Genomic DNA, 22295 nt, shown 5'->3' with positions numbered 1-22295 from the left:
TCGGGACTGCTTGAAGGCCGGCGGCCTTTGGAGGCAGCGCTTCCAGCGCTGGTAGCAGGGCAAGATGCCCTGCCTCCAAGGGTTTTTGCGACAGCCTGCTTTGGCTGTTTGGGAGTGATTGATGAAAAATTGGCTCGACTACGACAACTTCGCCGTCTTCGGCATGGGCCGAAGTGGGGTCGCGGCGGCGAACCTGCTCGCCAAAAGGGGCAAGAAGGTCATTGCCAGCGATACGCGCACGCTCGACGAAATGGGCGACGTGGCCGGGCAGCTCGACGACGGCGTCGAGCTCGTCGGCGGCGGCAATATCGTGGGCGACGCCGAGGTCGTGGTCGTCTCGCCGGGGCTCAAGCCGAACCTGGCGGTCTTCGAGGAGCTTCGCGGGCGCGACGTGCCCGCTATCTCCGAGATCGAGCTGGCCTACGCGGCCACCGACGCGCGCATCCTGGCCATCACGGGCACCGACGGAAAGAGCACCACCACCGTGCTCGTGGGCCATATTCTCGAGCACGCCGGCGTCGAGTGTGTTGTCGGCGGCAACCTGGGCACGCCGCTGTGCGCGCTCGTCGACGAGGTGTCGAGCGACGGGGTCATCGTCGCCGAGGTCAGCGCGTTCCAACTGTGGACGACCCACCAATTCGCCCCCCACGCCTTCGGCCTGACCAATATCGCCTTCGACCACCTCGACTACTTCGACAACTACGACGAGTACGTCGGCGCCAAACGCCAGGTCATGCAGAACGCGGGCGCGGCGAGTTGGGGCGTGTTCAACGCCGAGGACGAGCATATCCGAAGCTGGCAGCACGGCTACGAGGGGAGGGCGGTCGTCTACGGGCTCTCCGAGGAGGTCGTCGAGGCGGCCGACGAGAACTCGGACGAAGAGGCCGACGACACCCTCTGGCTCGCCGACGGCAGCCTGTGGGCGCGCCTCGACGGCGGCGAGGCCACCCAGTGGCTGCCGAGCGTCGCCGGGCTCCCCATCGCGGGCGCCCACAATATGCTCAACCTGATGTGCGCCGCGGGGCTGGCCCTGTCGGTGGGCGTGTCGCTCGACGAAGTCGCCGACGCGGCCACGAGCTTCAAAGCCCTGCCGCACCGCATGGAGTACGTCGGCGCGGTCGACGGCGTACAGTTCTACGACGACTCGAAGGCCACCAACGTCCACGCCGCGCTCGCCGGGCTGCGCAGCCTCGAGGGCGACCTGGTCGCCATCGTCGGCGGGGTCGACAAAGGCCTCCAGCTTATCGAGCTCATCGACTTCCTGCGCGAACGCGAGGCCCCGGTCGTCATCATCGGCGAGATCCGCGAGCGCCTCGGCAGCGAGCTGCTCGCCGCCGGCTACCCCGAGCGCGACATCTACACCGCCGACTCGATGCAGGAGGCGGTCGAAAAGGCCTACAAGCTCGCCAAACCCGACGGCACCGTCAGTCTGAGCCCGGCGTGCTCGAGCTTCGACATGTTCGACAGTTACGCCCACCGCGGGGACGTGTTCCAACAGATTGTACGGGGATTGTCCTAATTCGGAGCGAGTGCATTCCTGCTCTCGCACACGAGGGCAAGATGCCCCCGCACCGATGTTTTTTGGAGCGAGTCCATCCCTGCTCTCGTATACGAGGGCAAGATGCCCTCGCACCGAATTCTTGAGATGCCCCCGCACTGAATTCTTAAGCGGCGTCGAGCCGGCCGGAGAGGCTCGACGCTTGTTTGGCCCAATGATTAGGCCAATGAGATTGGGCCAGGGAGGCGAGGCCGGTCAGGCTTCGACCGGCTCGGGGTTGTCGACCGGTTCGTCGGCCGCGGGCGGGTTCTCGACTCCGGCCGTGCGCCGCACAGTCGGGCGCACGCGCTCGGCGAGCTCGTTCTCGCCGGCCATCTCGAAGGCGCCGACGAGCATATTGGCCACCGACCGGTAGGTCTTGCGCCAGTGCGCGATCGCCCGGTCGCGGGCGACCAAGGCGGCGTCGGCTTCCTTCTCCTCGCGACGAAGATCCTCGATGCGCGAGGCGAGCTCGGCGATCGCCGGCTCGAGCTCGTCGGCCAACACGCCGGTTTGCACCGACACGCCCATCCCTTCGAGCGTCTCGTCGGCACCGCGCAATCCTGCAATGGCGTTGTTTCCAAAGATCACCAGGTCGTCGGCGGTCTCCGGAGTGGAGCCTTCCAGGCCGTAGCGACGGCTCTGGCTGGAGTCGATGGCGTCGAGCAGGCCGCGGGTGCGAACGACCTCGCCGAACGCCTTGCCCTGGGCCTGGTCGCGCGCCTCGCGCAAGGCGATGTCGTCGCCGCGCTCACGCGCCAGCACGCCGGCCTTCGTGAGCAGATCGTCGGTTGCGTGGGCCAGGGCATTGCGCAGCCCGCGCAGCCACTTGTCCCACTCGGCGGCGGACAGGTTGGACTGTCCGTCGAGCGCCGTCGAGACGGGCTCGTGGTGGGCGTCGACCGACGCGATCACAGTTCGGCCCCAGCCGACCATGTTGCGCACAGTCTGGGTGATTTGATTTCCGTTACTCATGGGGTGTCCCTCCTAATCGTAGTCATTGTCTGGTCAGAATCAGCAAGTACCACTCCGCACGAGAGGGGGCGGGGTGCGTTCACACCACGGAAGCTCGGGGGCTGGCTCACTCCGGCCGAATTCGCAGCCCCGGCTCCACACGCGACTAGAGACGCCCTGCACGACAAATTGCGGAATAGCCCGAGCCTACCAGATTGCCGGGAGGCGGCCAACGCCCGTCGGAGCGACCGACGGGCGTTTTTCTGGCGCAAAAGGCGCCTCGGTCGTTCCGATGGCCGTTGTACGAATGTGGAGGGCCGCCTCGGTCGCTCCGACGGGCGTTGTACGAATGTGGAGGGCCGCGTCGGTCGCTCCGACGGGCGACTTCGCAGGTGTGTACTCGCCCGGGAGCGACCGACACGCGTGCACATGGGGCGACGTGCCCATCGGAGTGACCGACGCGTATCTTGCACTCCGCAAGACGCCCGTCGGCCGCTCCGATACGGGTTTTACAAATGTAAAACGCGCGTCGGTCACTCCTTGGGCCACCCCCAGGTTCGATCAGCGATCGCCCGTCCAGGGGTGACGAGGCCGTTCGAGACCGCCGGGGTGACTCAACGCCCCGGCAATGGCATACCTCCCCCTTTCCCCGGCCCGACCCCAAGGCGAGCCTTGGGGCTGCACCGGCGAGGGCTCCGCGGGCAGCAAGTAGCCGCTCCGCGTCGACGGCTCCGTGATCGTGATCGTGATCGTCGTCGTGATCGGCGGTTGTTGTTCGCGGCGAGACAAACGGCCGATCACGATCACGATCACGACGACGATCACGGCCGCACAACACGGCGCCTGACATCGCGTCGACGGCTCCGTGATTGTGATCGTGATCGTCGTCGTGATCGGCGGTTGTTGTTCGCGGCGAGACAAACGGCCGATCACGATCACGATCACGAGGACGATCACGGCCGCACAACACGGTGCCTGACACCTCACCGTTAACCCACTTCTTGGGCCTCGATGGACGGGTTCGCCGACCACAACACAGTGTCTGGCACCTCGTCGTCGCGGGGTCCGTCTTGGGCCCCGCACGTGTTTGGGCAAGGCGTGTGCCTTGCAAAAGACACCCAAGCTGGGGCGGTGACGCCCCAGGGCGGGCGAGGACGCCGCGCGCCCCGGGCAGGTTGTGCGCTTTCGCCATTTGTGTTGGATGGTGAGCCGGACGCCGTGACCGGTGCCGGGCGTCGACTCGGCGCGCTGCGCGCGCCATGGAGGTGGGTGGGCGCGCATCTAGCTTTCAGGCTTTCCGTTCACCGGGACAAGCCCGGTGGGGCGGCTGCCTCGCCGAACTGCGAAAAAGAACCGCAGCTCAATCGTTGAGCGAACCTGGGGCCATCCCTCTATGTGGCCCGCAAGCTTTGACGCGCCGAAGGCGTTTGTGTATTGAGAGTAACGTCGAGACAGCAACCCACAGCACCACAGTGCTGCGTTGAAAAGGCCCGCAGATAAATTGGGGAGAGATGATGTTATTGCGAGTTAGAAATGTGTCTTCTGCGGTGATTCTGGCCGCGTTGGTTCTGGTCGCGGGAGTGACCGCGAGTTGTACCTCCGAAAACCCGGGACAATCCGACGGCCCGCTATGCACCTCGGACGAGGACTGCAACAGCGGCACCTGTGAAGATGGCACCTGCACGATCGCCGACGCCGGTCTGGACGCCGACAACGGCGATGCAGATCGACCTGACGACGCCGGCGATGATGGCGGCAATGATGTCGGCGATCCCGGCGATGGCGGCGGCACGGACGCCGACGTGGACGACGGGGAGGACGCGGGCGACGTCGGCGATGCGACCGACTCGGGCGACGCGACGGACGCCGACGGGGGCGCCTCGCAGGCGCGAAGCCTGGCGGACTACCGCACCTGCACGCGCGACGCCGACTGCCCGACGGGCCTGGGCGTGTGCGTCAAGAGTGTGCCGCTGAACCGCGCCGACAGCGACGGGCGCAACGAAGTCCCCCTGACCGAAATCTTCGAAGAACTCGCCGACGGCGAGGGCGTGTGCAGCTACGTGTGCACCAACAACCCGGGGCGCTGCGACGAGTTGTCGATGAACGGCAACGAGCCCGACGTCGAGCCGCATACCTGCCAGCTCGTCTTCGACGGCGAGGCGCCGTACCCCGAGCAAGCCCCGGCGTTTCCGTTCGACGACCAGCTCGACCCGGCCGAGATGGAGGCGAACCAGCCCTTCGGCGCCATCTGTCGGCCCCCGTTCGGCCTCGACGAGGCCCACGCGCAGAGCTTCTGCTCGACGTGCTCGGCGACGGCCGACTGCGGCCAGGACGCCCTGTGCTACGACCGCGTCTCGGGTGGCGAGATCGTCTCGGGCGGCGAGGGCGTCTGCGTGTCGGCCTGTGCGGGCGACGCCGATTGCCCCATGGGCTTTGCCTGCGACGTGAGCGACACCGCCGGCAACACCTTCTGCCGGCCGACCATCGACACCTGCACGGTGTGCCGCGACCGCGACGGCGACGGGCTGGGCACCGGGCGCTGCGGCACCTCGGCCACCCCGGTCACCCGCTACGACTGCGACGACCGCAACGCCGAGGCCTATTACAACCCCGACATCCCCGATCACCCGTTCCCGCAGACCTGCGGCGAGCAAGACTACAACTGCAACGGGCTGAGCGACACGGCCGAGCAGGTCGGCGCCGACCAATACCCGGCCGAGCACTGCACGGCGTGCTTCGACACCTGCAGCGGCCAGCTGACCAACGGCGCGTTCTCCTGCAAGACCGAGACACTCGGCGACGGCAGCCTGCAGCCCTTCTGCGGAGTGCAATGTGACGCGGGCTGGGCCGACTGCGACGGCGACTCGTCGAACGGCTGCGAGGTGCCCGTGGACGATCCGACGCGCGTGTACTACCGCGACGCCGACGGCGACGGGCGTGGCGACCCCAACGACAGCACGTTCGCGTGCACCCCGGGCGACCTGCCCGCGGGCTACGTCCAAGACGACTCGGACTGCAACGACGCCGAGGCGAGTGCATATGGCGCGGGCCCGGGCGGCGCGGCCGCCGAGGAGGTGTGCGACGGGGTCGACAACGACTGCAACGGAAGCGTCGACGACGCGCTCGCCCAGGAGGGCACGAGCTGCTCGAGCACCGGCAACCTGGGCGTGTGCGCCGACGGGTTCTGGGTGTGCAAGGGCACAGGCGGCTTCGCCTGCGAGGGAGGCATCCAACCGGGCAGCCAGCTCGAGGTGTGCAACGGGCTCGACGACGACTGCGACGGCGACACCGACGAGGCGACGGCGACCGACGCCCAGCTCTTCTATCCCGACCGCGACAGCGACGGCTACGGTGACAGCAGCGCCTCGTCGACCCGCGCGTGCAGCGCGCCGTCGGGCTTTGTGCTCGACAACTCGGACTGCAACGACTCGAACTCCAACGTCAACCCGGGCGAAACGGAGACCTGCGCCACCGGCTACGACGACAACTGCAACGGCAACACGAACGACGCCGGGGCTATTGGCGGCGCGACACTGTACCGCGACGCCGACGGCGACGGCTACGGGGTGAGCAGCCAGACCGAGCAATACTGCAGCGCGTTCTCGGGCTGGGCCACCCAGGACGGCGACTGCGCCGACAGCGACAGCTCGCGCAATCCGGGCGCCACCGAGGTGTGCGACGACGTCGACAACAACTGCGACGGCACGGTCGACGAAGCCGGGGTCAGCGACGGGTTGACCTGGTATCCCGACGACGACGGCGACACCCATGGTGACGCCAACCACGGCGGGACCCGGTACTGCTCGGGCGACCAGCCCTCGGGTTGGCTGCAGAGCTCGGACGATTGCAACGACAACAACGACCAGATGTTCTCGGGCAACTTCGAGCAGTGCGACGGGCTGGACAACGACTGCGACGGCGACGTCGACGAGGGATGTCCCAGCGGGCTCGACTATCCGTCGGCGACTCACACGACTCGTTGGGCCGGCCAGACCTCGGGAGACCTGCAGACGGTCACCTGCCCCGACGACACCTTCGTCGATACCATCGAGGTCAACTGGAGCGATGAAATCGGCTATATCGGCATGCGCTGTGTGCCCGTGCGCTTGGAGACCGACCAGTCCTCGACCCCGTACGGATACGACGTGGGTCAATTTCCCGGCAGCCTCATGACCACCGTCGGCGCGGGCGCGCATTACAGCTTCGGGACCACCCCGCTCGGGCCGATGGATTCGGAGAGTTGCCCCAACAAGGGTGAGAATGGGGCGACCAGCGATCAATTCGTCACCGGGATCCAGGTGGTCCCGCACACCGACGGCGACCGCATCGTTCAGGTGGGGCCGCTGTGCGCCGACTCGTCCATCTCGACCAACCCGGGCACCGAAGTAAACTCCACGTTGTCGATCAGCCCGACGCCAAGCGCCGGCAGGCTCATCGGCACCTCGAGTGGCGGCAGCTCGCCGAGCGAGCTTCGTTGCCCCACCGGTCAGGTCGTGGCCGGCTTCAAGGGGTACTTCAACGAGATATGGGTCAACTTCGGTAATGGCCCGCATCTGTGGAGCGTGGCGCCGAGTGCGTTGAGCCTGATCTGCAAGGAGATCGCCCTGACGACGCGCTGAGGACCCGAACATCGGAGCGGGGGCATCTTGCCCCTGGTTGCACTGCGAGATGCTCATGCAACCAGCGCTGGAAGCGCTGCCTCCAGATGACACAAAAAGCCCCGCCGACTCGACCGTCGGCGGGGCTTTTTTCGTGCGCGGGGCAGCCGCGTTACTCACACTGCCCGGCGGGGAAGACATCCTGGTAGGTGTAGGTCAGCTCGACCTCGATGTCCTCGAGTTTGCTCCAGTCGATCTCGGCGTTCTCGCCGGCGGCCTTGTCGATGAGCAGGGTGTACTGCGAGGCCAGCGGCAGGCCGCCCAGCGATTGGTTGGCCTGACCGGCGGCGCCGGGGAATTCGTTGATGCCGGCGACCGGCGAGATGCTGCGCCCGGCGGTGCGCAGGTAGGTGACCGACCCGTAGTTGGTCGTCTCCTCGCCGAACTGGGCGACGTAGTCGTCGATGCCGGGCTGGCAGGAGCGAAGCTGGCTGGTGCCGTCGTACAACAGGCTGACGGTGGGGCGCGCGTCGCCCAGCCCGTCGCCCACGAGCTTCAAGTCGACCGAGGCGACCTTGGCGTTGCAGGTCAGCCCCAGATTGGCGAAGTCGCTCAGGTCGACGAAGAAGGTGGCCGCGAGCACGTCGGCGCCGCGACCGAGCAGGCCGCCGATGGACTCGTCGGTCGAGTAGCGCACGCGCTTGTCGACGGGCACGTAGCCGTCCTCGAGCACCCGGCGCAGGCGATCGGCCGGCGAGAGCGTCTCGCCGGTGACCGAGTCGGTGATGGTGCGGGTAAAGCCGAGCAGGTCGTCGCGCACCGACAAAACGGTGGTCAGCTCGTTGGTCGCTCCGCCGCAGTCACGCTGCAGGGCGTCGAGCTTCTCGGCGATCTCCTCGAGCTGGTAGGGGTTGCGGGCCAGCAGGATTTGCAGGCGCTGGTCCATGAACGGGCGCACCGCGTAGTACTCCAGGGCGACCAGCCACTCCATGAGCTTCTCCTTGGCGCGCTCCAGGCGCAGCTCGGCCTGGCGCAGCCGGTTGGCGCGGCTGAAGATGACCGCCGGCGAGCCCACCAGTCGGTTGATGTTGGCGCGCTGGCGCATCAACTCCTCGAGCTTGGCGTCGGCCAACTGGGCGCGCTGGACGATGCCCAAGTAGTCGGCCATCGCCTGGGCGAAGCCGATCTGGGCCTGAACCACGCGCAGGTTGAGCCCGGCGCTCTCGGTCATCATCTGCAAGAAGGCAGTGCGGCGTCGGCGGAACTCGGCGAAGTCGCGCTCGTAGGCCAGCTCGGTCTCCACCTCGGTCTGGGCGAGTTGGGCGAGGTCTCGGAGGAGGGCCAGCTCGGCGTCGTTTTGCGCCTGGGTCGAGCGCAGCTCTTCTTTGAGGGTCTCGAGTTCGTCGGCGCCGATGAGGTCGTCGAGCTCGGCCTCGTCCTCCAGGGCGGCCATCTCGGCCTCCTGCAAAAGGGCCTTTTTCTCGCGGGCGGCGGCGGCCGCGTCGGCGCCCATTTCTAGGCCGGCGGCGGTGATATCGAGCGTCGACGAGATCAACGTGCCCGTGATCAGGACGGCCGCGCGAGCCGGCGAGGAGACGTCATTGCTCATGCCGGCCACCTTGGGGATGCCCTCCATCATGGCGGCAAAGATCTTGTCGGAGGTGCTGGCCGCCTCGCGAAAGAAGGCCGCGGCGTGGCGCTGGGAGAGTTCCTTTTGGATCAGTCCCATCTGCTCTTCGACGCCGTCCATGCGGATCTTGTCCCACTCTTCGAACATCGCTATCGAGTCGGCGATATTGGCCTGCCGGTTGCCGGCGCGCTGGGCGAAGTTGTCGGCCATGGCGCGCAGCGTCTCGTTTCGGATCTGCTCGCGCTGGGCGAGGTTGTCCTCGAGCGCCTGCAGGTTCTCGAGGCGTTTGACGTTCCAGGCGTTGATGTCGGCCTCGAAGGCGGTCAGCTCTTGCCAGGCGAGGTCGAGGCGTTGATTGAAGGCGTTCTTCTCCTCGACGGCGATCTTGAGGTTCTGAGCGGCTTCGGTCATGTCGAGCAGGCTGCGGCCGGCCTCCGAGACGTTTTGGCTGCCCAGCGTAAACTCGGTGATCTCCTCGGTCTCCTTGTCGATGGCGTAGCCGCATTTTCCTGGGGCCACGCGCACCCGGCAGCTGGGGTCGGTGCGGAAGGTCTGGGCGGTGCAGCCCACGGGCATGCCGCACATCTCGACGAGGTCGTCGCGCAAGTCGTTGATCTCGTTGTTCATGCGGTTGCGCAGCTGCTCCTCGTCGAGGGCCTCGGCGCGGGCCTGGGCGAGCACCGACTGCACGGAGTCCTGGGCTTCGATGATCTCGTCGAGCGCGGCGCGACGCCGCTCGGCCAGCAGGGTGTCGTTATTCGACTGCGGGTCGACCGAGGTGTTGACGACCACCTCGGCATCGCGGGCGTACACCAGCTTGTCGTAGGGCATCGCCAGGCGGCTGGCTTCGCCGAGCAGGTCGGAAAACCCAGTGCCGAAGCCGGCCGAGAGGTAGCCCACGCCGGCGCTCAGGTTCAGGTTACGCAGCACGCCTGCGGCCAGATACAGGTCGAACATGCGGGTGGTCACGAAGTCGGTGGCTTCTTCGCGACGCGCGTCGTCCTGGAACAGGCTGTGGTAGCGCGAGGCAGCCAGGGTCAACGCCTCCATCGCGCCGCGCCACGACTGGGCCATCTCGGTCAGCAGTTGCTGGCGAGCGTCGAGGGCGTCGGCGCCGGTGACCTCGCGCGAGAGCACGGCCAGGCCGCTGGGGTCGAGCTGGCCGTTGAGCACCCGCAGGTGCACGTCGAGCACCTGGGTGGCCCACTCTTGGAGCAACTGCTCGTTGAGGTTCTCGACCGCCGAGGTGACGACCGCCGGGTAGTCGGTGGTCTTGAGCCACTCGAGGCGCTTGTCGGCGTCGGCCCCGAAGGCGCCCAACTGCTGGCCCAGATAGGCTTCGCGGGTGACCTCTTGGTACGAGCCGACCAGCTCGCTCATCATCGTCGAGGCGTCGCCCTGGTTGCGGTAGGCGAAGCCGAGTAGCTGGCGGCTGCACAGCACTTCGTCGGCGGGTACGCAGTACCCATCGGTGCCGTCGGCGCATTTGTCGATGAACTCACTGAAGCTCATGCCTTCTGGGTCGGGCACGTTCTCGTCGAGAAAGGCGCGAATCTGGCTGGCGGTGGTGTCGCCGGCCAAGCTGGTGTGGGCCACGGCGATCGCGCAGCTCGCCTGCTCGGCGGGGGCGGCCGCCTCGAAGTCGGCCTGCGAGGCGATCGCTTCGCAGTCGTAGGTCGCGTTGCCGTCGATGACCGGCTCGACGTCGTAGAAGCCGGCGTCCGCACACTGATCGAGGGGCGGGGCGGGCAGCAGGTCGGGGCTCGCCGCGACGCCGGGCGCGCGGATGAGGTCGGCGTGACTCATCGAGTCGCGCTCGCGCTTCATCGTCAGGTCGCCCTCGAAGAGCACGTCCTCGAGCTTGGTCACGCCGGCCTCCGAGCGCACCTCGTACAGGCCGGTCCAGATATCCTTGATGGTGCCGATGAGCTGGTCTTTGCCGTACGGCTCGATTTCAACGCGGATGGTGCGGCGCACCTGCTCGGCGTCGGGCAGTGCAATGACGCTGCTCGTGGTCAGATCGAATCCGTTCTCGAACACCGCCACCCAACGCTGCACGAAGTCGTCGTAGACGAGCTCGGCGGTCATGTACGGGGGCGCGCCGTCGGTCTCGGCGATGGGGCTAAAGAGTCGCTCGCTGGCGACCGGGAGCACCAGCCAGGCCGTCTCGGCGTCCTGGAGGGTCGCCCCGTCGGGCTTGGTGACGATGTCGAACTCCAACGGGAGCCCGCTCGAGCCGAACGTGGCCGCGGTGGCCTGGCCGTAATACTTGCCGCCGATGGGCGGGGCCGGGCGCAGGTACATCTCGTAGTTGCGCAGCGCGGTGACCACCTCGACGCGCACGCCTCCGGCCTCTTCGTGCTCGGGAGACGCCTGGCCCACGGGCACGGCGATGTCGACCTGGGAGACCCCGCCTTCGGTGCGCTGGATCCGCGCGGGCTCGCCGGCGGCGTCGCTACGCTCGATGCGGTAGGGCAGTCCCTCGTCGGGCAGCTCGGCGTCGAACTCCAGGTGCAGCGTGACCTCGGACTGGCCGGGGCTGACGTACAGCACCGTGTTGGGGTCATTGATCGCGCGGATGTCGGCGAAGGCGTCTTCCTCGAGCGCCTGGGTGATCAGCCCTTCGCCGGTCTGGTCGAGGCATTCACCGTGCGACGAGCAGCTCTGGGCGTCACCGCAGTCGGCATCTTCGGTGCACTCGTAGGCGCACGTGCCTTGAAAGCAGAAGCGCCCCTCGGCGCAATCGGCGTCGATGGCACACCCGCCCATCGAGGCGACGCTCAACGGAGCCGGGGCGGCCGGCTGCGTCTCGCCGGGAACCTCGACGGGTAAGCTCTTCTTGTCTTCGTCTCCACCACACCCGGCGGCGACGAGAGCGATCAGTCCGATCACCCCCATCCACATCCCGGCGCGTGGTCTTTGTCTCCAATCAGTCCAACGGTGCATGTCCGGTCTCCCCATTCTTCTTATTGAACTTGTGGTCCGCCGAGTGAGCGTCGGCGTCACTCCCATAATTCGACTATCGACTCACGTTAGGTGTGCGCTCCAATTACCGCTATCGCGCCCATTAGAACTTGAAGCCCCAAGATCTCGGTGCGCGAACGCGGCGTGTGCGCGGGATTATAGGTGTGGACAATAAGTCACACAACTGCAGAGCGTGACTTTTCGCGAGCCGTTCGCCGAGGAGACGGGGGAGCAGTCGAGCCGGTCCGAGAGTCTGCTGAAACCGGCTTGCAGCAAAAGTAAAAAAAGTACTTTACAAGGCCGAAAAAATGTTCATAATCGCGTCTCCCGGTGGCGAAATGACTCGCCGAGTCAGCCACACGGGAAGTGCTTCCTGGCACTGTGTCCCGTTCGTCTAGCCTGGTCCAGGACACTGGCCTTTCACGCCAGCGACACGGGTTCGAATCCCGTACGGGACGCTAACGAAGAGGCGGCTCTCACGAGCCGCCTTTTTCGTTTCTTGCGAAATCCCTCCTGCCACGTTCGCTCACGTCTCGCTCACGGCCGATGCCCCGCTGGACAGCCTCGCCGGCCGGCCTATATGGTTCCCAACCGAACGGTCAAATCCTGCAGTGCGCCGTCTCCTTGGGCCGCGCCTGCGCCATATCTACTGATGCGAGAGATGATAATGCGTCGTTTTCTGCTCTTGTCGTCGCTTCTTCTAGTGCCCGTCCTGTTTGGTTGCAGCACCCAGCAGCCGCGCCCCGAGCCGCTCTACGACCACAGTAACAGCGTCGTCAGCGTCGAGCCGCACGAGGTCGACGTGCGGGGAGCGCTCTCCAAGGCGACGTGGGACCGGAAATTCGAGGAGCGGCGAGAGGCGCTGCGCGGCTGCGTGCCGCCAGATGGGTCGCAGGTGGGGACACTTGCCATCACGCTGGTCGTCGGCCCCGACGGAGAGGTCCTGGCGGCGAATGGGCAGCCTCAGTCCCCCGGCAGTTTCTCGCCGCGCACATTCCAGTGCCTCGCCGGCGAACTCACCAGCTGGTCATTCCCCGAGGCGGGTGGACAAACGCAGATCGTCGCCGCGCTGGCGTTCGAGTCGAAGTCCGCCGAGCCAACCGCAGGCGACGACGCGCCTTCTGCCGACAAACGATCGCCCGAATCGGGCTGGGGCCTGGCTGCAGACGAGCCGGATGTCGACCAGTCCGACGGCTGCACCTACGAATTCACCGCCGGTCACGTGCTCACGTGTCCGAAGATGACGCTTCTTGTCGCTGACGTACCGTATTCTGCCAAAGGCTTGCGGAACTACCACGACGGTCGCCGATACACTTACGAGGAACGTGGCATCGAGCTCGAGCCGATGGCTCCCGCCAAGCTGAGCGTCGACGGCCAGGAGGTCGAGATCGAGCGGTTTTCGGCCGAGATCGACGGCGAGCCTCGCCGGGTGCTCACCGGAGGCGCACCCGACCCCAACGGCTTGCGTCCCTTCACCTGCAGGGTCGCCCCGGATGTCGACGACGCAGTATGCGGAGATAAGCTCTCGGGATTGCTCGAGGACATCAGCGCGCAATCGAAAGACCCCCAGCTCTTTTTCGACGGTCGACCCGTCGAGCCTGACCAAAAATGCGTTGGGTTGGGGAAGAAGGCGGTCAAGTGTGGAAGCGTCAAACTCTCTTTCTACTCGACAGCGACCCAGAAGAGCGGTCAACAAGCCGTGTCTGAGCTGGCCGCGAAGACCGCCAAAGTCGCCGCGAAGCGCATGCCGAGCGCGAGGGTCGAGCCTGTGCGCTGCGAAATCGGGGGCCGCTCGGTTCCCTGCGACTCGGTGAGGATTGGGGCGACTCGCCTGCTCATCTTCGGGCGAACCTCCGAGGGAAGCTTTCGAGGGGCGATGTGTGAGTACCGCGCGACCGAAGGCGGGTGCTTGGGGGTCGTCTCGGTCGAGGTCGCCGACAACTGATCCGATCAAAAAAGCCCGCCTGGTGTTAGCCAGGCGGGCTCTTTCGATCGAATGAATCGACCGGGGCTCGAAGAGGTTCAGCTCTCTTCGATAATCATCAGGACTTCGTCCTCGTCGACCGCGTCGCCTTCTTCGACGTGGATCTCTTTGATGACGCCGTCGCAGGGCGCTTCGACGGGCATCTCCATCTTCATCGACTCGAGGATGACGACTTCATCGTCTTCTTCGACCTCGTCGCCGACTTCGACTTCGATCTTCCAGACAGTACCGGTGATATGAGCTTTGACTTCTTCGGCCATTGGGCTCTCCAGCGATTTTTGGGTGGTACGAATTGAATTTTCTAATGACTGGGTACGAAATTAGATACCACGTTAGCGGCTCTCGAGCCAGCCTGTGTGCACGCCACCGGACAAGAAGTCCTCGTCGCGCAGCACGTCGAGGTGCATGTCGATGTTGGTGGTCAGCTCCTTGATGACGTAGTTCTCGAGCGCCTCGCGCATGCGCTTGATCGCCTGGGTGCGGTCTTTGCCGTGGGCGATGACCTTGGCGACCATCGGGTCGTAATAGGGGGTGACGTCGAAATTGGCGGTCACGCCCGAGTCGACTCGGATGCCTTGGCCGGCGGGCTCGGAGTAGTCGCCAATCTTGCCGGGCGCGGGCATGAAGCGCTTGTCGGGGTTCTCGGCGTAGATGCGGCACTCGATGGCGTGTCCGTCGATGCTCAGGTCGTCCTGGGTGATTTCGAGCGACTCGCCGTAGGCGATGCGGATCTGCTGCTCGACCAGGTCGACGCCGGTGATCTCTTCGGTGACGCAGTGCTCGACCTGCAGGCGCGTGTTCATCTCGATGAAGTAGAAGTTGGCGTCCTTGTCGACGATGAACTCGACGGTGCCCGCGTTGGTGTAGTCGGCGCGCTCGACCAGCGCTAGGGCGGCGGTGGTCATGCGCTGGCGCAGCCCTTCGCCCTCGTGCTTCTCGACGAACGGGGAGGGCGCCTCCTCGATGACCTTCTGGTGGCGGCGCTGCACGCTGCACTCACGCTCGAAGAAGTGCAGCGAGTTGCCGTCGTTGTCGGCCAGGACCTGCACCTCGATGTGGCGCGGGTTCTCGATGTAGCGCTCGATGTAGACGGTGTCGTCGCCAAAGGCCGACTTGCCGCGGCGCTGACACGCCTTGACGGCCTTTCTGAGCTTCTTCTCGTTGGTGGCGACCTTCATGCCGATGCCACCGCCGCCGGCGGCCGCTTTGACGAGCACCGGGTAGCCGAACTCCTCGGCGAACGCGACCGCCTCGTCTTCGCCGGCGACCGGGCCGTCCGAGCCGGGCACGACGGGCACGTTGGCAGCCTGGGCGAACTCGCGGGCGTCGACCTTGTCGCCCATCAGCTGCATGACCTCCGAGCGCGGGCCGATGAAGACGATGTCGGCGTTCTCGACCTCTTCGACGAACTCGGCGTTCTCGCTGAGCAATCCGTAGCCCGGGTGGATCGCGTCGGCGCCGGTCTCCTCGGCGACCTCGATGATCTTCTGGATATTCAGGTAGCTCTCGGCGACGTGCGCCGGGCCGATCAGATGCGCCTCATCGGCGAGCTGCGTGTGCGGGGCACCCTCGTCAGCTTCGCTATAGACGGCGATCGTGTGGATCCCCATCTTCTTGCAGGTCCGGATGACCCGAGCGGCGATTTCTCCACGGTTGGCAACAAGAATTCGATCGAACATGGTTCGGTCCTCGAGGGCCTTGGTTAGTAAACACTAAGTTAGACAGGCGTGAATTAGCACACGCACGCGAGCAGCGTCAAATTGGGGACGGGATAGCAAACTTCAAATTTTGAATAAAGCAGCACCGGTTTCGTCGAACGCGCACGACTACCCGCTTCATTTGGTTTTGGGTTCACCGGGACATCTCCAAGCACAGGTGAATCCGTATTGTAAGCGCTCTCTTGCTCCCAGGATGGAAGTATGAAGTACGTCGACCCGCCCAGGCTGCGAAGCCTCCTCGTTTTACTCGTGATGGTCGTCGCCACTGCCTGCAGTGACGATGCCCCGAAGCAAAAAGACCCCCTTTCAGATGCCGGCAATGCGGACGCAGACATTGCGGATACCGAAGTTGCGGACGCCGACGCAGGCGGGTGCACCGACGGCGAAGAGCGAGCATGCGGCACCGACGAAGGCGCGTGCACGGCAGGCACGCAGACCTGCGCCGGAGGAGAGTGGAGCGCCTGCGAAGGCCAGGTCGAACCAGGCGAGGAGACCTGCTCGGGGATCGACGACAACTGCGACGGCCTGGTCGACAATATCGAGCCGTTGGGCTTCGAGGCGTTCTGGCTCGATGAATCGCATATTTTGGGGCTGCCACCGCTTTTGGCGGCCGATGGAGACCGTGTCTGGGCGGCCTGGGGTCAAATCTCGACCGTCAGCGAGCCAGGCGAAATGAAGGTGGCGCGACTCAATGCCGATGGCTCATTCGATCTCGAGCCGACGGTGATCCCAGTCAGCGCCGACGACCCACAGATCGTCGAGGCGCTGTTGCCCGTCGATGAGGGCTTGCTCATCGCCTACAGCTTCGGCCGTGTGCTGCACACGGTGGTCGTCTCTGACGAGGGCGCCGTGGTCGAGGGCCCCTACGAATTCGTGGGGAGCCGAAACTTCAGCGGCCGCATCGAGTTGCTGCCGGCGGCCGGCGGCGTGCTCATGGCGCGCATCTACGACGGTCGGATGAGCGGCACGCGTCTCGGCATGGACGGCGTGCCGCTCGACACCGCCGTTCATTGGGTGAGCGCCGGTGAGGGCGCCGACTTGAAACTTGCCACGCTGCCCGACCGATACGGCGTGTTGTCGAGCACGAACGCCGACGAAGCACCCAAGCTCCACCTGCACGACCACTACGGCCGCGAACTCGTCGAGCCGATCAGTGTGAGCGACCAACAGGAGAGCACCAAAGCGCTGGGGCTGTTCAGCGTCGACGCGGGGTTCTTGGCGGTGTGGGCGGCGGGCTCGTCGTTGTTTGGCCGCGAGTTCGACAAAGAGGGCGCGCCGCGCACCGACGTCATCGAGATGCCCATCGATACCTACGGGGCGCGCAACCTCGACGTCTTCTGGAACGGCCGAGGGATTACGGCGTTCGGCAACGACATGACCAAAGTCTACGCCTGGACGCGCGACGGTCAGCCCGGCATGCCGGACGTCGGCGCGGAGAGCGGGCTCGAGCTCCCGCAGTCGTCGGCCATCGAAGGCTGCGAGGAGTGTCGTATCGAGGGTATCGCGACGGCGCGTAGCAACGCCGGTTGGCTGTGGGCCACCTCGATCCGACAAGCCGACGGCAGCAAGCGCTATCAACTGCGCGGCGGACCGATTGCGTGTCCGGTACGAGAAGACAGCTGCGGAGAGCCGGCCACGCATTGCGACGGCTGGGACCGAGACTGCGACGGACTCATCGAGGACCGACCGGCGCCCGATGGCGAATGTGCCACCGGTCTTCCGGGCGTGTGCGGCGAGGGCTCGTACGCCTGCACGCAGACGGGGCCGACGTGCGTGCCGAATACCCTGGGCGACGTGCCGCAGTGCGACGGGCTGGACAACAACTGCAACGGCCTGGTCGACGACATGCCCCTCGTCGAGGAGTTGCGGATTCCGTTCGACGGCGAAGCCGCCTATCACCCGTACATCACGCCGGTCGACGGCGGGTGGCAGCTCTTCTGGAATCAGCGCACGCTCGGATCGAGCGGCGGCTCGCTGATGACGGTCCAGATCGACTCGAACTTCACGGTGCAGGGCACGCCCGTCAGGCTCGGCGCCTATGCCGAGCAGACGCCGGACACCGCGACCGACGGCCAAGCCACCTGGGTGGTCTGGGACAGCAGTGGACGGGTCTACATCCAGCGACTCGACGGAGGACAGCCGCGCACCGAGCCGCCCGTGGAAGTCGGACGCGGCGAGTTCCCCCGCGTCTTTCACCGCAACGGAGAGCTTACAGTGACCTGGGACGAGTACGACAGTGGCTACTACGCAGGCTTCCGCGTCTTCGACGAGGCCTTGCAGGCGCCCTCGGCGTCGGTGAAGGTAGGCGATCTGGACGCGAAAGCTCGCGGGCTGACGCTGGCGCCGTACGAAGACCGATGGCTCGGGGTGTGGTCGAGCCGCGCCAACCCCGACGACGGCAGCTCCTCGGGCGACAAGCGCTATTTGCTCGAGGCGGCGGTGATCGGCTTGGACGGCACCGTCGAAGGCACGCCCATCGAGATTGGCGCCAACAAGACGACGACGTTCAGCGTCGACGCGGACATCTATCACGCCGCGCACGCCAATATCGTTCAGCGGCCCGGCGGCGGCTATTGGGTCGTGTGGGGCGGCCAGTCGAGCAGTGATCGCCCGACAGTCGTCGCGTTGGACGCGTCGTTGCAGCTCGAGGGGAGTGCTCCGCTGGTCGAGTTCAGTCACGGCGGCAGCTACAACTACTGTGAGCGCATCGATGTGGAGGTCGTCGACGGAAGGCTGCGCACGCTCAACCGGGATCTCTACCGACACGACGCCGATGGGATGCCGACCGAGAAGCCGATGCGCTTCGATCAGTTCGGCATGACCAGCGGGTCGTCGAACTTCCCGCAGATGGCGAGCGGTCCGGAGGGGTTGGTGTTCTTCTGGAGTGAGAAGACGAGCGACGACCCCGAAGAATGGTCGCTCGTCGTCGGCAGCATGATCGAGTGCAGCCTGCAGTAGGCTGTGCTCAGTGGGCTGTGCTCAGTAGGCTGTACTTACAGGTAACCGAGCCGGAGCGCCGCGGCTTTTGCGGCGGTTGCTCCGGCGCCCACCGCGGTGGCGACCGAGCGCAGCAGGCAGTCAGTCACGTCGCCGGCGGCGAAGAGGCCGTCAGCCGAGGTCTGTTGGTGGGAGTCGACGACGACGAAGCCGCCGGAGGTTTCGAGCGACGGCATGATGGCCGGGAGCACCGGCTCGACGCCGATGCGCACGAACAGACACGCGACGTCCAAGAGTTGGCGTCGCCCGGCGACGTCGAGGATGAGCCGACAGGCGTCATCACCTTCGCCGGGGCGAATCTCGGTCACGGTCGTCGGAAAGGGGTAGAACTCGATATTCGGGTTCGCCTCCACACGCTCGACAAAATGGGGGCGGGCTTTGAACTGGTCGTTGCGCAGCAGCATCCACACGTTGCAGCCGTGCTCGGCCAGGCGAAGGGCGTTCTCGAAGCCGGCGTCGCCGCCGCCAACCACGGCGACGGTGCGGCCCGTGTAGTGCTCGCCGTCGGCGGTGGCCGACTGGCTGACGCAGTCGCCCATCGCCTCGTCTTCGCCGGGCACGCCCAGCGTGCGGTAGCGGGTGCCGGTGGCCAAAATGACCGAGTCGGCGCTCACAGGCGCGGCGTCGAGAAAGGTGGCGTGCCAGCGGCCGTCCGACAGGCGCAGTTGGCGGACGTGGGCGGCGACCGGGGATGTGTCGTCGAGGTCGGCGACGTCGGCGCGCAGCGCGTCGACGAGGTCGAGCCCCGAGCCGAAATGCCCGCCCGGATAGTTGTGGATGGCGTTGCTGACGCGGTGGAGGAGCCCGCCCACGTCGCCGTCGGTGCTAAACCAGCGAAAGGGGACGCCAAAGGAGAGCAGCCACTTGGCGGCGCTGATGCCGGCCGGTCCGGCGCCGACGATCACGCAGTCCGTATCGACTTTGTCGGTCTGAGCCTTGGGGGCGTTCATAGCGCGGAGTCAGCCTGGGCGAACTGGCGCATGATTTCGAGGCGACGCTCGCCGGAGCGAAGCGAGCCGCGCGAGGCGGTCGACACCAGCGTGCCGCGCTTTTTGGCGCCGCGCATCTCCATGCACAGCTGGCGGGCGCGACAGCGCACCAAGAGGCCCTCGGGCTCGAGGTGTCGCTCGATGAGGTCGGCGAGCTGCGTGACGATGCGCTCTTGGACCTGCGGGCGGGCGCACACGAAGTCGATGGCGCGTCCGATGCTGCCGAAGCCGACGATGCGGTCCCGCGGCACGTAGGCGACGTCGATGGAGCCGAACATCGGCACCAGGTGATGCACGCACATGCTCTGGAAGGGGAGGTCGAGCAGGACGACCGGCTCGAGCGCGGCGTCGTTGTCGGGGCGGCTCTCCGAGGAGGTGTCCGTCGCCTCGACCGGAAAGGTGCTCAGCACCGGCGGCTCGTCGGTCACCCCGGAGAACATGGTCTTCAAGAGCTCGGTGAATCGCTCCGGAGCGGTGCGTAGCTCCGGATCGACCGTCTCGTCGAGGCCCAACGCGTGGAGCAGGGCGCGTGCGTGTTCGACGGCTTCATCTGACATGAGTGACTCACTTAAAAGAGCTTGTTCTGGTTATTGGACCCATTCTGCGGGATCGGCACGTTCATGTGCTCGAAGGCCATGCGCGTGGCCATGCGTCCCTGGGGCGTGCGCTGGATGTAGCCCTGCTGGAGCAGATACGGCTCGATGACCGTCTCGATGGTATCCTTCTCTTCGTCGATCGCCGAGGCCAGGGTGCTCAGGCCGGCGGGGCCACCGCCAAATTTGGCCGTCAAAGCCTCGAGGTAAAGTCGATCGAGGTCGTCGAAGCCGGCGTCGTCGACCTTGAGCTTGGCCAGCGCGTAGTCGGCGAGGTCTCCGTCGATATGCCCGTCGCCGTCGACGATGGCGTAGTCGCGCACGCGGCGAAGCAGCCGGTTGGCGATACGCGGCGTGCCGCGGCTGCGCCGAGCGATTTCGTGGGCGCCGGTCTCGGTGATGCCGATCTCGAGCAGCTTGGCGCTGCGTCGGATGACGAGGCTGAGCTGGGAAAAGTCGTAGTACTGGAGGCGGGCGACCTGGCCGAAGCGGCTGCGAAGCGGCGCCGAGACGAGCCCTGCGCGGGTGGTCGCTCCCACCATCGTGAACGGCGGCAGCGACAGCTTCATGCTGCGCGCGTGCGGCCCGTTTCCGATGACGATGTCGAAGTAGTAGTCCTCCATCGCCGGATAGAGGTTCTCCTCGATGACCGGGTTGAGCCGGTGGCACTCGTCGATGAAGAGCATGTCGCCGTGGTCGAGCGAGCTCAAGATGCCGGCGAGGTCTTTTTTCTGCTCGAGCGCCGGGCCACTGGTGACGTGGATATTGGCGTTCATCTCGCGCGCCAGGATATGCGCCATGGTCGTCTTGCCCAGCCCGGGCGGGCCGCACAAGAGGACGTGGTCGAGGGTATCCTCGCGCATCTTGGCCGACTGGACCATCACGCCCAGGTTCTCCTTGATGGAGTCCTGGCCGACGAACTCGTCGAAAGATTGGGGCCGAAGCGAGCGATCGATCGACTCGTCGTCTTCGGTGGCCGCGCGCTCCAGGTTCGGATTGCGCTGGTTTGGACTATTCGGGGCATCCTCGGGCGCAGACGCGACCGCGTCGGGGCTTCGACGTACGTTGCTTCGTTCGATATTCGAGTCGTTCGACATCCGTGTGACTTCCTCGTGGAACCGGCGGGGGCGGTCAGCTTCGCATCGGGTCAGCTTAGCATTTTGATGGCGTCCATTAGAAGCGGCTCGAGGTCGGCGCCATCGTCGAGATCGTCGGCCATGACGCTGACGACGCTGTCGACCTCGGCGTCGGCGTAGCCCAGGTTGGCGAGCGCCGAGCGAAGATCGTCGGCGATGCCATCGGTCGCGCCTGGCGTGGCCGGAGCGAGCTCGGCGAACTCGAACTCGTCGACCGAGCTCTTCATCTCCAAGATCACCCGCTGGGCGGTCTTCTTGCCGATGCCGCTGACCTGCTTGAGGGCTTTGACGTCACTGTTGCGCACCGCGCGGATGAACTCCGAGGGGCTCAGGTCCGACAGCACGGCCAGGCCGAGCTTGGGGCCGATGCCCGAGACGGACGTGAGCTTGGTGAAGAGGCGCTTCTCCTCGGCGGTCGCAAACCCGTACAGCGTGATGGCGTCTTCGCGCACGCTGGTGTGGATTTGGATGCTGACCTCGCCGTCGTCGCCGGCCTTGATGCGCCCGGCGGTGCCGGTGGGCACCTGAACGTGGTAGCCCACGCCGTTGACGTCGACGATGATCGAGTTGAGCGAGAGGAGGTGGAGCTGGCCTTTGAGTCTGGCGATCATGGGGCGTCTCGAAGATACAACAACTGAACGAATGTATCAGTACCACCGGCGGGGCGAATCTGCAAATGTTGAGCAGCTTACTTCAGGCGGTCGGCAAAGCCGGCGGCTTGGCAGTGACAGATGGCCACGGCGAGGGCGTCGGCGGCGTCCTCGGCGAGCTCGCCCTCGAGGCGAAGCGTCATCTTGACCATGCGGTTGACCTCGTCCTTGGTGGCGCGGCCGTGGCCGGCCACCGCCTGTTTGACCGAGGCGGGAGGGTATTCGTGCAGGGGGACGTCGGCCATCTGCAGGGCGAGCAGGGAGACGCCGCGGGCGTGGCCGAGTTTGAGGCTCGACATGGCGTTCTTGGCGAAAAAGATCGACTCGACGGCCGACTGGGCCGGCTCGAACTCCTCGATGATCTCGCAGATGCCCTCGTAGATGACGGGCAAGCGCTCGGAGAGGTCGCCGGCGCGCGCGGCGTTGATGCGCCCGCTGGCGACATAGATGATTTCACTGCCCGATTTGCGGACGACTCCGTAGCCGGTGTAGCGGGAGCCCGGGTCGATACCCAGTATGAGCACAGAAGACCTCTCAGATGTCGA

General features: G+C 65.9%; 14 protein-coding genes and 1 tRNA gene. 5 read left to right on the top strand and 10 right to left on the bottom strand.

The window, feature by feature from the left end; all coding sequences use genetic code 11:
• Positions 1–121: 121 nt before the first annotated feature.
• On the top strand, positions 122–1519 hold the full coding sequence (gene murD / locus FIV42_RS29000; RefSeq protein WP_141201082.1) for a UDP-N-acetylmuramoyl-L-alanine--D-glutamate ligase: 1398 nt from the start codon (positions 122–124) through the stop codon (positions 1517–1519).
• A gap of 234 nt (positions 1520–1753) precedes the next feature.
• Here murD and FIV42_RS28995 read toward each other — a convergent pair whose 3' ends face one another.
• Both FIV42_RS28995 and FIV42_RS28990 read right to left on the bottom strand, forming a co-directional pair.
• Positions 1754–2512 carry a hypothetical protein gene (locus tag FIV42_RS28995; RefSeq protein ID WP_141201081.1) on the bottom strand — a complete coding sequence of 253 codons (759 nt, stop codon included), beginning with the start codon at positions 2510–2512 and terminating at the stop codon, positions 1754–1756.
• Between the two features lie 540 nt (positions 2513–3052).
• Positions 3053–3448, bottom strand: a complete 396-nt coding sequence (locus tag FIV42_RS28990; RefSeq protein WP_141201080.1) for a hypothetical protein — start codon at positions 3446–3448, stop codon at positions 3053–3055.
• Positions 3449–4026: 578 nt separating this feature from the next.
• Here FIV42_RS28990 and FIV42_RS28985 point away from each other — a divergent pair.
• Positions 4027–7110, top strand: coding sequence for a putative metal-binding motif-containing protein (locus FIV42_RS28985; protein WP_141201079.1), 3084 nt, complete (start codon positions 4027–4029; stop codon positions 7108–7110).
• A 151-nt stretch (positions 7111–7261) separates the two neighbouring features.
• Here FIV42_RS28985 and FIV42_RS28980 read toward each other — a convergent pair whose 3' ends face one another.
• A complete protein-coding gene (locus tag FIV42_RS28980) occupies positions 7262–11665 on the bottom strand; it encodes a dickkopf-related protein (protein WP_141201078.1) in 4404 nt (1467 codons plus the stop codon).
• Positions 11666–12066: 401 nt separating this feature from the next.
• On the opposite strand from FIV42_RS28980, the gene FIV42_RS28975 reads away from it, so the two are divergent.
• A tRNA-Glu gene (locus FIV42_RS28975) sits at positions 12067–12141 on the top strand.
• Positions 12142–12350: 209 nt separating this feature from the next.
• Positions 12351–13628 carry a hypothetical protein gene (locus FIV42_RS28970; RefSeq protein ID WP_141201077.1) on the top strand — a complete coding sequence of 426 codons (1278 nt, stop codon included), beginning with the start codon at positions 12351–12353 and terminating at the stop codon, positions 13626–13628.
• A gap of 77 nt (positions 13629–13705) precedes the next feature.
• Here the strand turns inward: FIV42_RS28970 and FIV42_RS28965 are convergent, their stop codons facing one another.
• Positions 13706–13927 carry a biotin/lipoyl-binding carrier protein gene (locus FIV42_RS28965; RefSeq protein ID WP_141201076.1) on the bottom strand — a complete coding sequence of 74 codons (222 nt, stop codon included), beginning with the start codon at positions 13925–13927 and terminating at the stop codon, positions 13706–13708.
• Positions 13928–13999: 72 nt separating this feature from the next.
• Positions 14000–15346: an acetyl-CoA carboxylase biotin carboxylase subunit gene (locus FIV42_RS28960; RefSeq protein WP_141201075.1), complete on the bottom strand. Its 1347-nt coding sequence runs from the start codon at positions 15344–15346 to the stop codon at positions 14000–14002.
• A gap of 240 nt (positions 15347–15586) precedes the next feature.
• On the opposite strand from FIV42_RS28960, the gene FIV42_RS28955 reads away from it, so the two are divergent.
• A complete protein-coding gene (locus FIV42_RS28955) occupies positions 15587–18343 on the top strand; it encodes a hypothetical protein (protein ID WP_141201074.1) in 2757 nt (918 codons plus the stop codon).
• A 35-nt stretch (positions 18344–18378) separates the two neighbouring features.
• On the opposite strand, the gene FIV42_RS28950 is transcribed toward FIV42_RS28955, so the two are convergent.
• The 5 genes from FIV42_RS28950 to ruvC all read right to left on the bottom strand — a co-directional run bounded on the left by FIV42_RS28950 (position 18379) and on the right by ruvC (position 22274).
• Complete coding sequence (locus FIV42_RS28950; protein WP_141201073.1) at positions 18379–19332, bottom strand: NAD(P)/FAD-dependent oxidoreductase; 954 nt, start codon at positions 19330–19332, stop codon at positions 18379–18381.
• Entirely contained in the window at positions 19329–19928 is a 600-nt protein-coding gene (gene folE / locus FIV42_RS28945) for a GTP cyclohydrolase I (protein WP_141201072.1), read from the bottom strand. Before folE ends, FIV42_RS28950 begins: the two co-directional genes overlap by 4 nt.
• 11 nt (positions 19929–19939) lie before the next feature.
• Entirely contained in the window at positions 19940–21061 is a 1122-nt protein-coding gene (gene ruvB / locus FIV42_RS28940) for a Holliday junction branch migration DNA helicase RuvB (RefSeq protein WP_141201071.1), read from the bottom strand.
• Between the two features lie 50 nt (positions 21062–21111).
• Complete coding sequence (gene ruvA / locus FIV42_RS28935) at positions 21112–21711, bottom strand: Holliday junction branch migration protein RuvA (protein ID WP_141201070.1); 600 nt, start codon at positions 21709–21711, stop codon at positions 21112–21114.
• Positions 21712–21788: 77 nt separating this feature from the next.
• A complete protein-coding gene (ruvC, locus tag FIV42_RS28930; RefSeq protein WP_141201069.1) occupies positions 21789–22274 on the bottom strand; it encodes a crossover junction endodeoxyribonuclease RuvC in 486 nt (161 codons plus the stop codon).
• Positions 22275–22295: the final 21 nt, after the last annotated feature.

Origin of the sequence: Persicimonas caeni (assembly GCF_006517175.1) — a bacterium.
GTDB lineage: Bacteria > Myxococcota_A > Bradymonadia > Bradymonadales > Bradymonadaceae > Persicimonas > Persicimonas caeni.
The sequence above is the reverse complement of the archived record's forward strand: the minus strand, read 5'-3'. Positions and strand labels throughout refer to the sequence as shown.

Coding starts and splice junctions, on each gene's coding strand:
- murD (WP_141201082.1), top strand. CDS start 122: ATGAAAAATTGGCTCGACTACGACAACTTCGCCGTCTTCGGCATGGGC.
- FIV42_RS28995 (WP_141201081.1), bottom strand. CDS start 2,512: ATGAGTAACGGAAATCAAATCACCCAGACTGTGCGCAACATGGTCGGC.
- FIV42_RS28980 (WP_141201078.1), bottom strand. CDS start 11,665: ATGCACCGTTGGACTGATTGGAGACAAAGACCACGCGCCGGGATGTGG.
- FIV42_RS28970 (WP_141201077.1), top strand. CDS start 12,351: ATGCGTCGTTTTCTGCTCTTGTCGTCGCTTCTTCTAGTGCCCGTCCTG.
- FIV42_RS28965 (WP_141201076.1), bottom strand. CDS start 13,927: ATGGCCGAAGAAGTCAAAGCTCATATCACCGGTACTGTCTGGAAGATC.
- FIV42_RS28960 (WP_141201075.1), bottom strand. CDS start 15,346: ATGTTCGATCGAATTCTTGTTGCCAACCGTGGAGAAATCGCCGCTCGG.
- FIV42_RS28955 (WP_141201074.1), top strand. CDS start 15,587: ATGAAGTACGTCGACCCGCCCAGGCTGCGAAGCCTCCTCGTTTTACTC.
- FIV42_RS28950 (WP_141201073.1), bottom strand. CDS start 19,332: ATGAACGCCCCCAAGGCTCAGACCGACAAAGTCGATACGGACTGCGTG.
- folE (WP_141201072.1), bottom strand. CDS start 19,928: ATGTCAGATGAAGCCGTCGAACACGCACGCGCCCTGCTCCACGCGTTG.
- ruvB (WP_141201071.1), bottom strand. CDS start 21,061: ATGTCGAACGACTCGAATATCGAACGAAGCAACGTACGTCGAAGCCCC.
- ruvA (WP_141201070.1), bottom strand. CDS start 21,711: ATGATCGCCAGACTCAAAGGCCAGCTCCACCTCCTCTCGCTCAACTCG.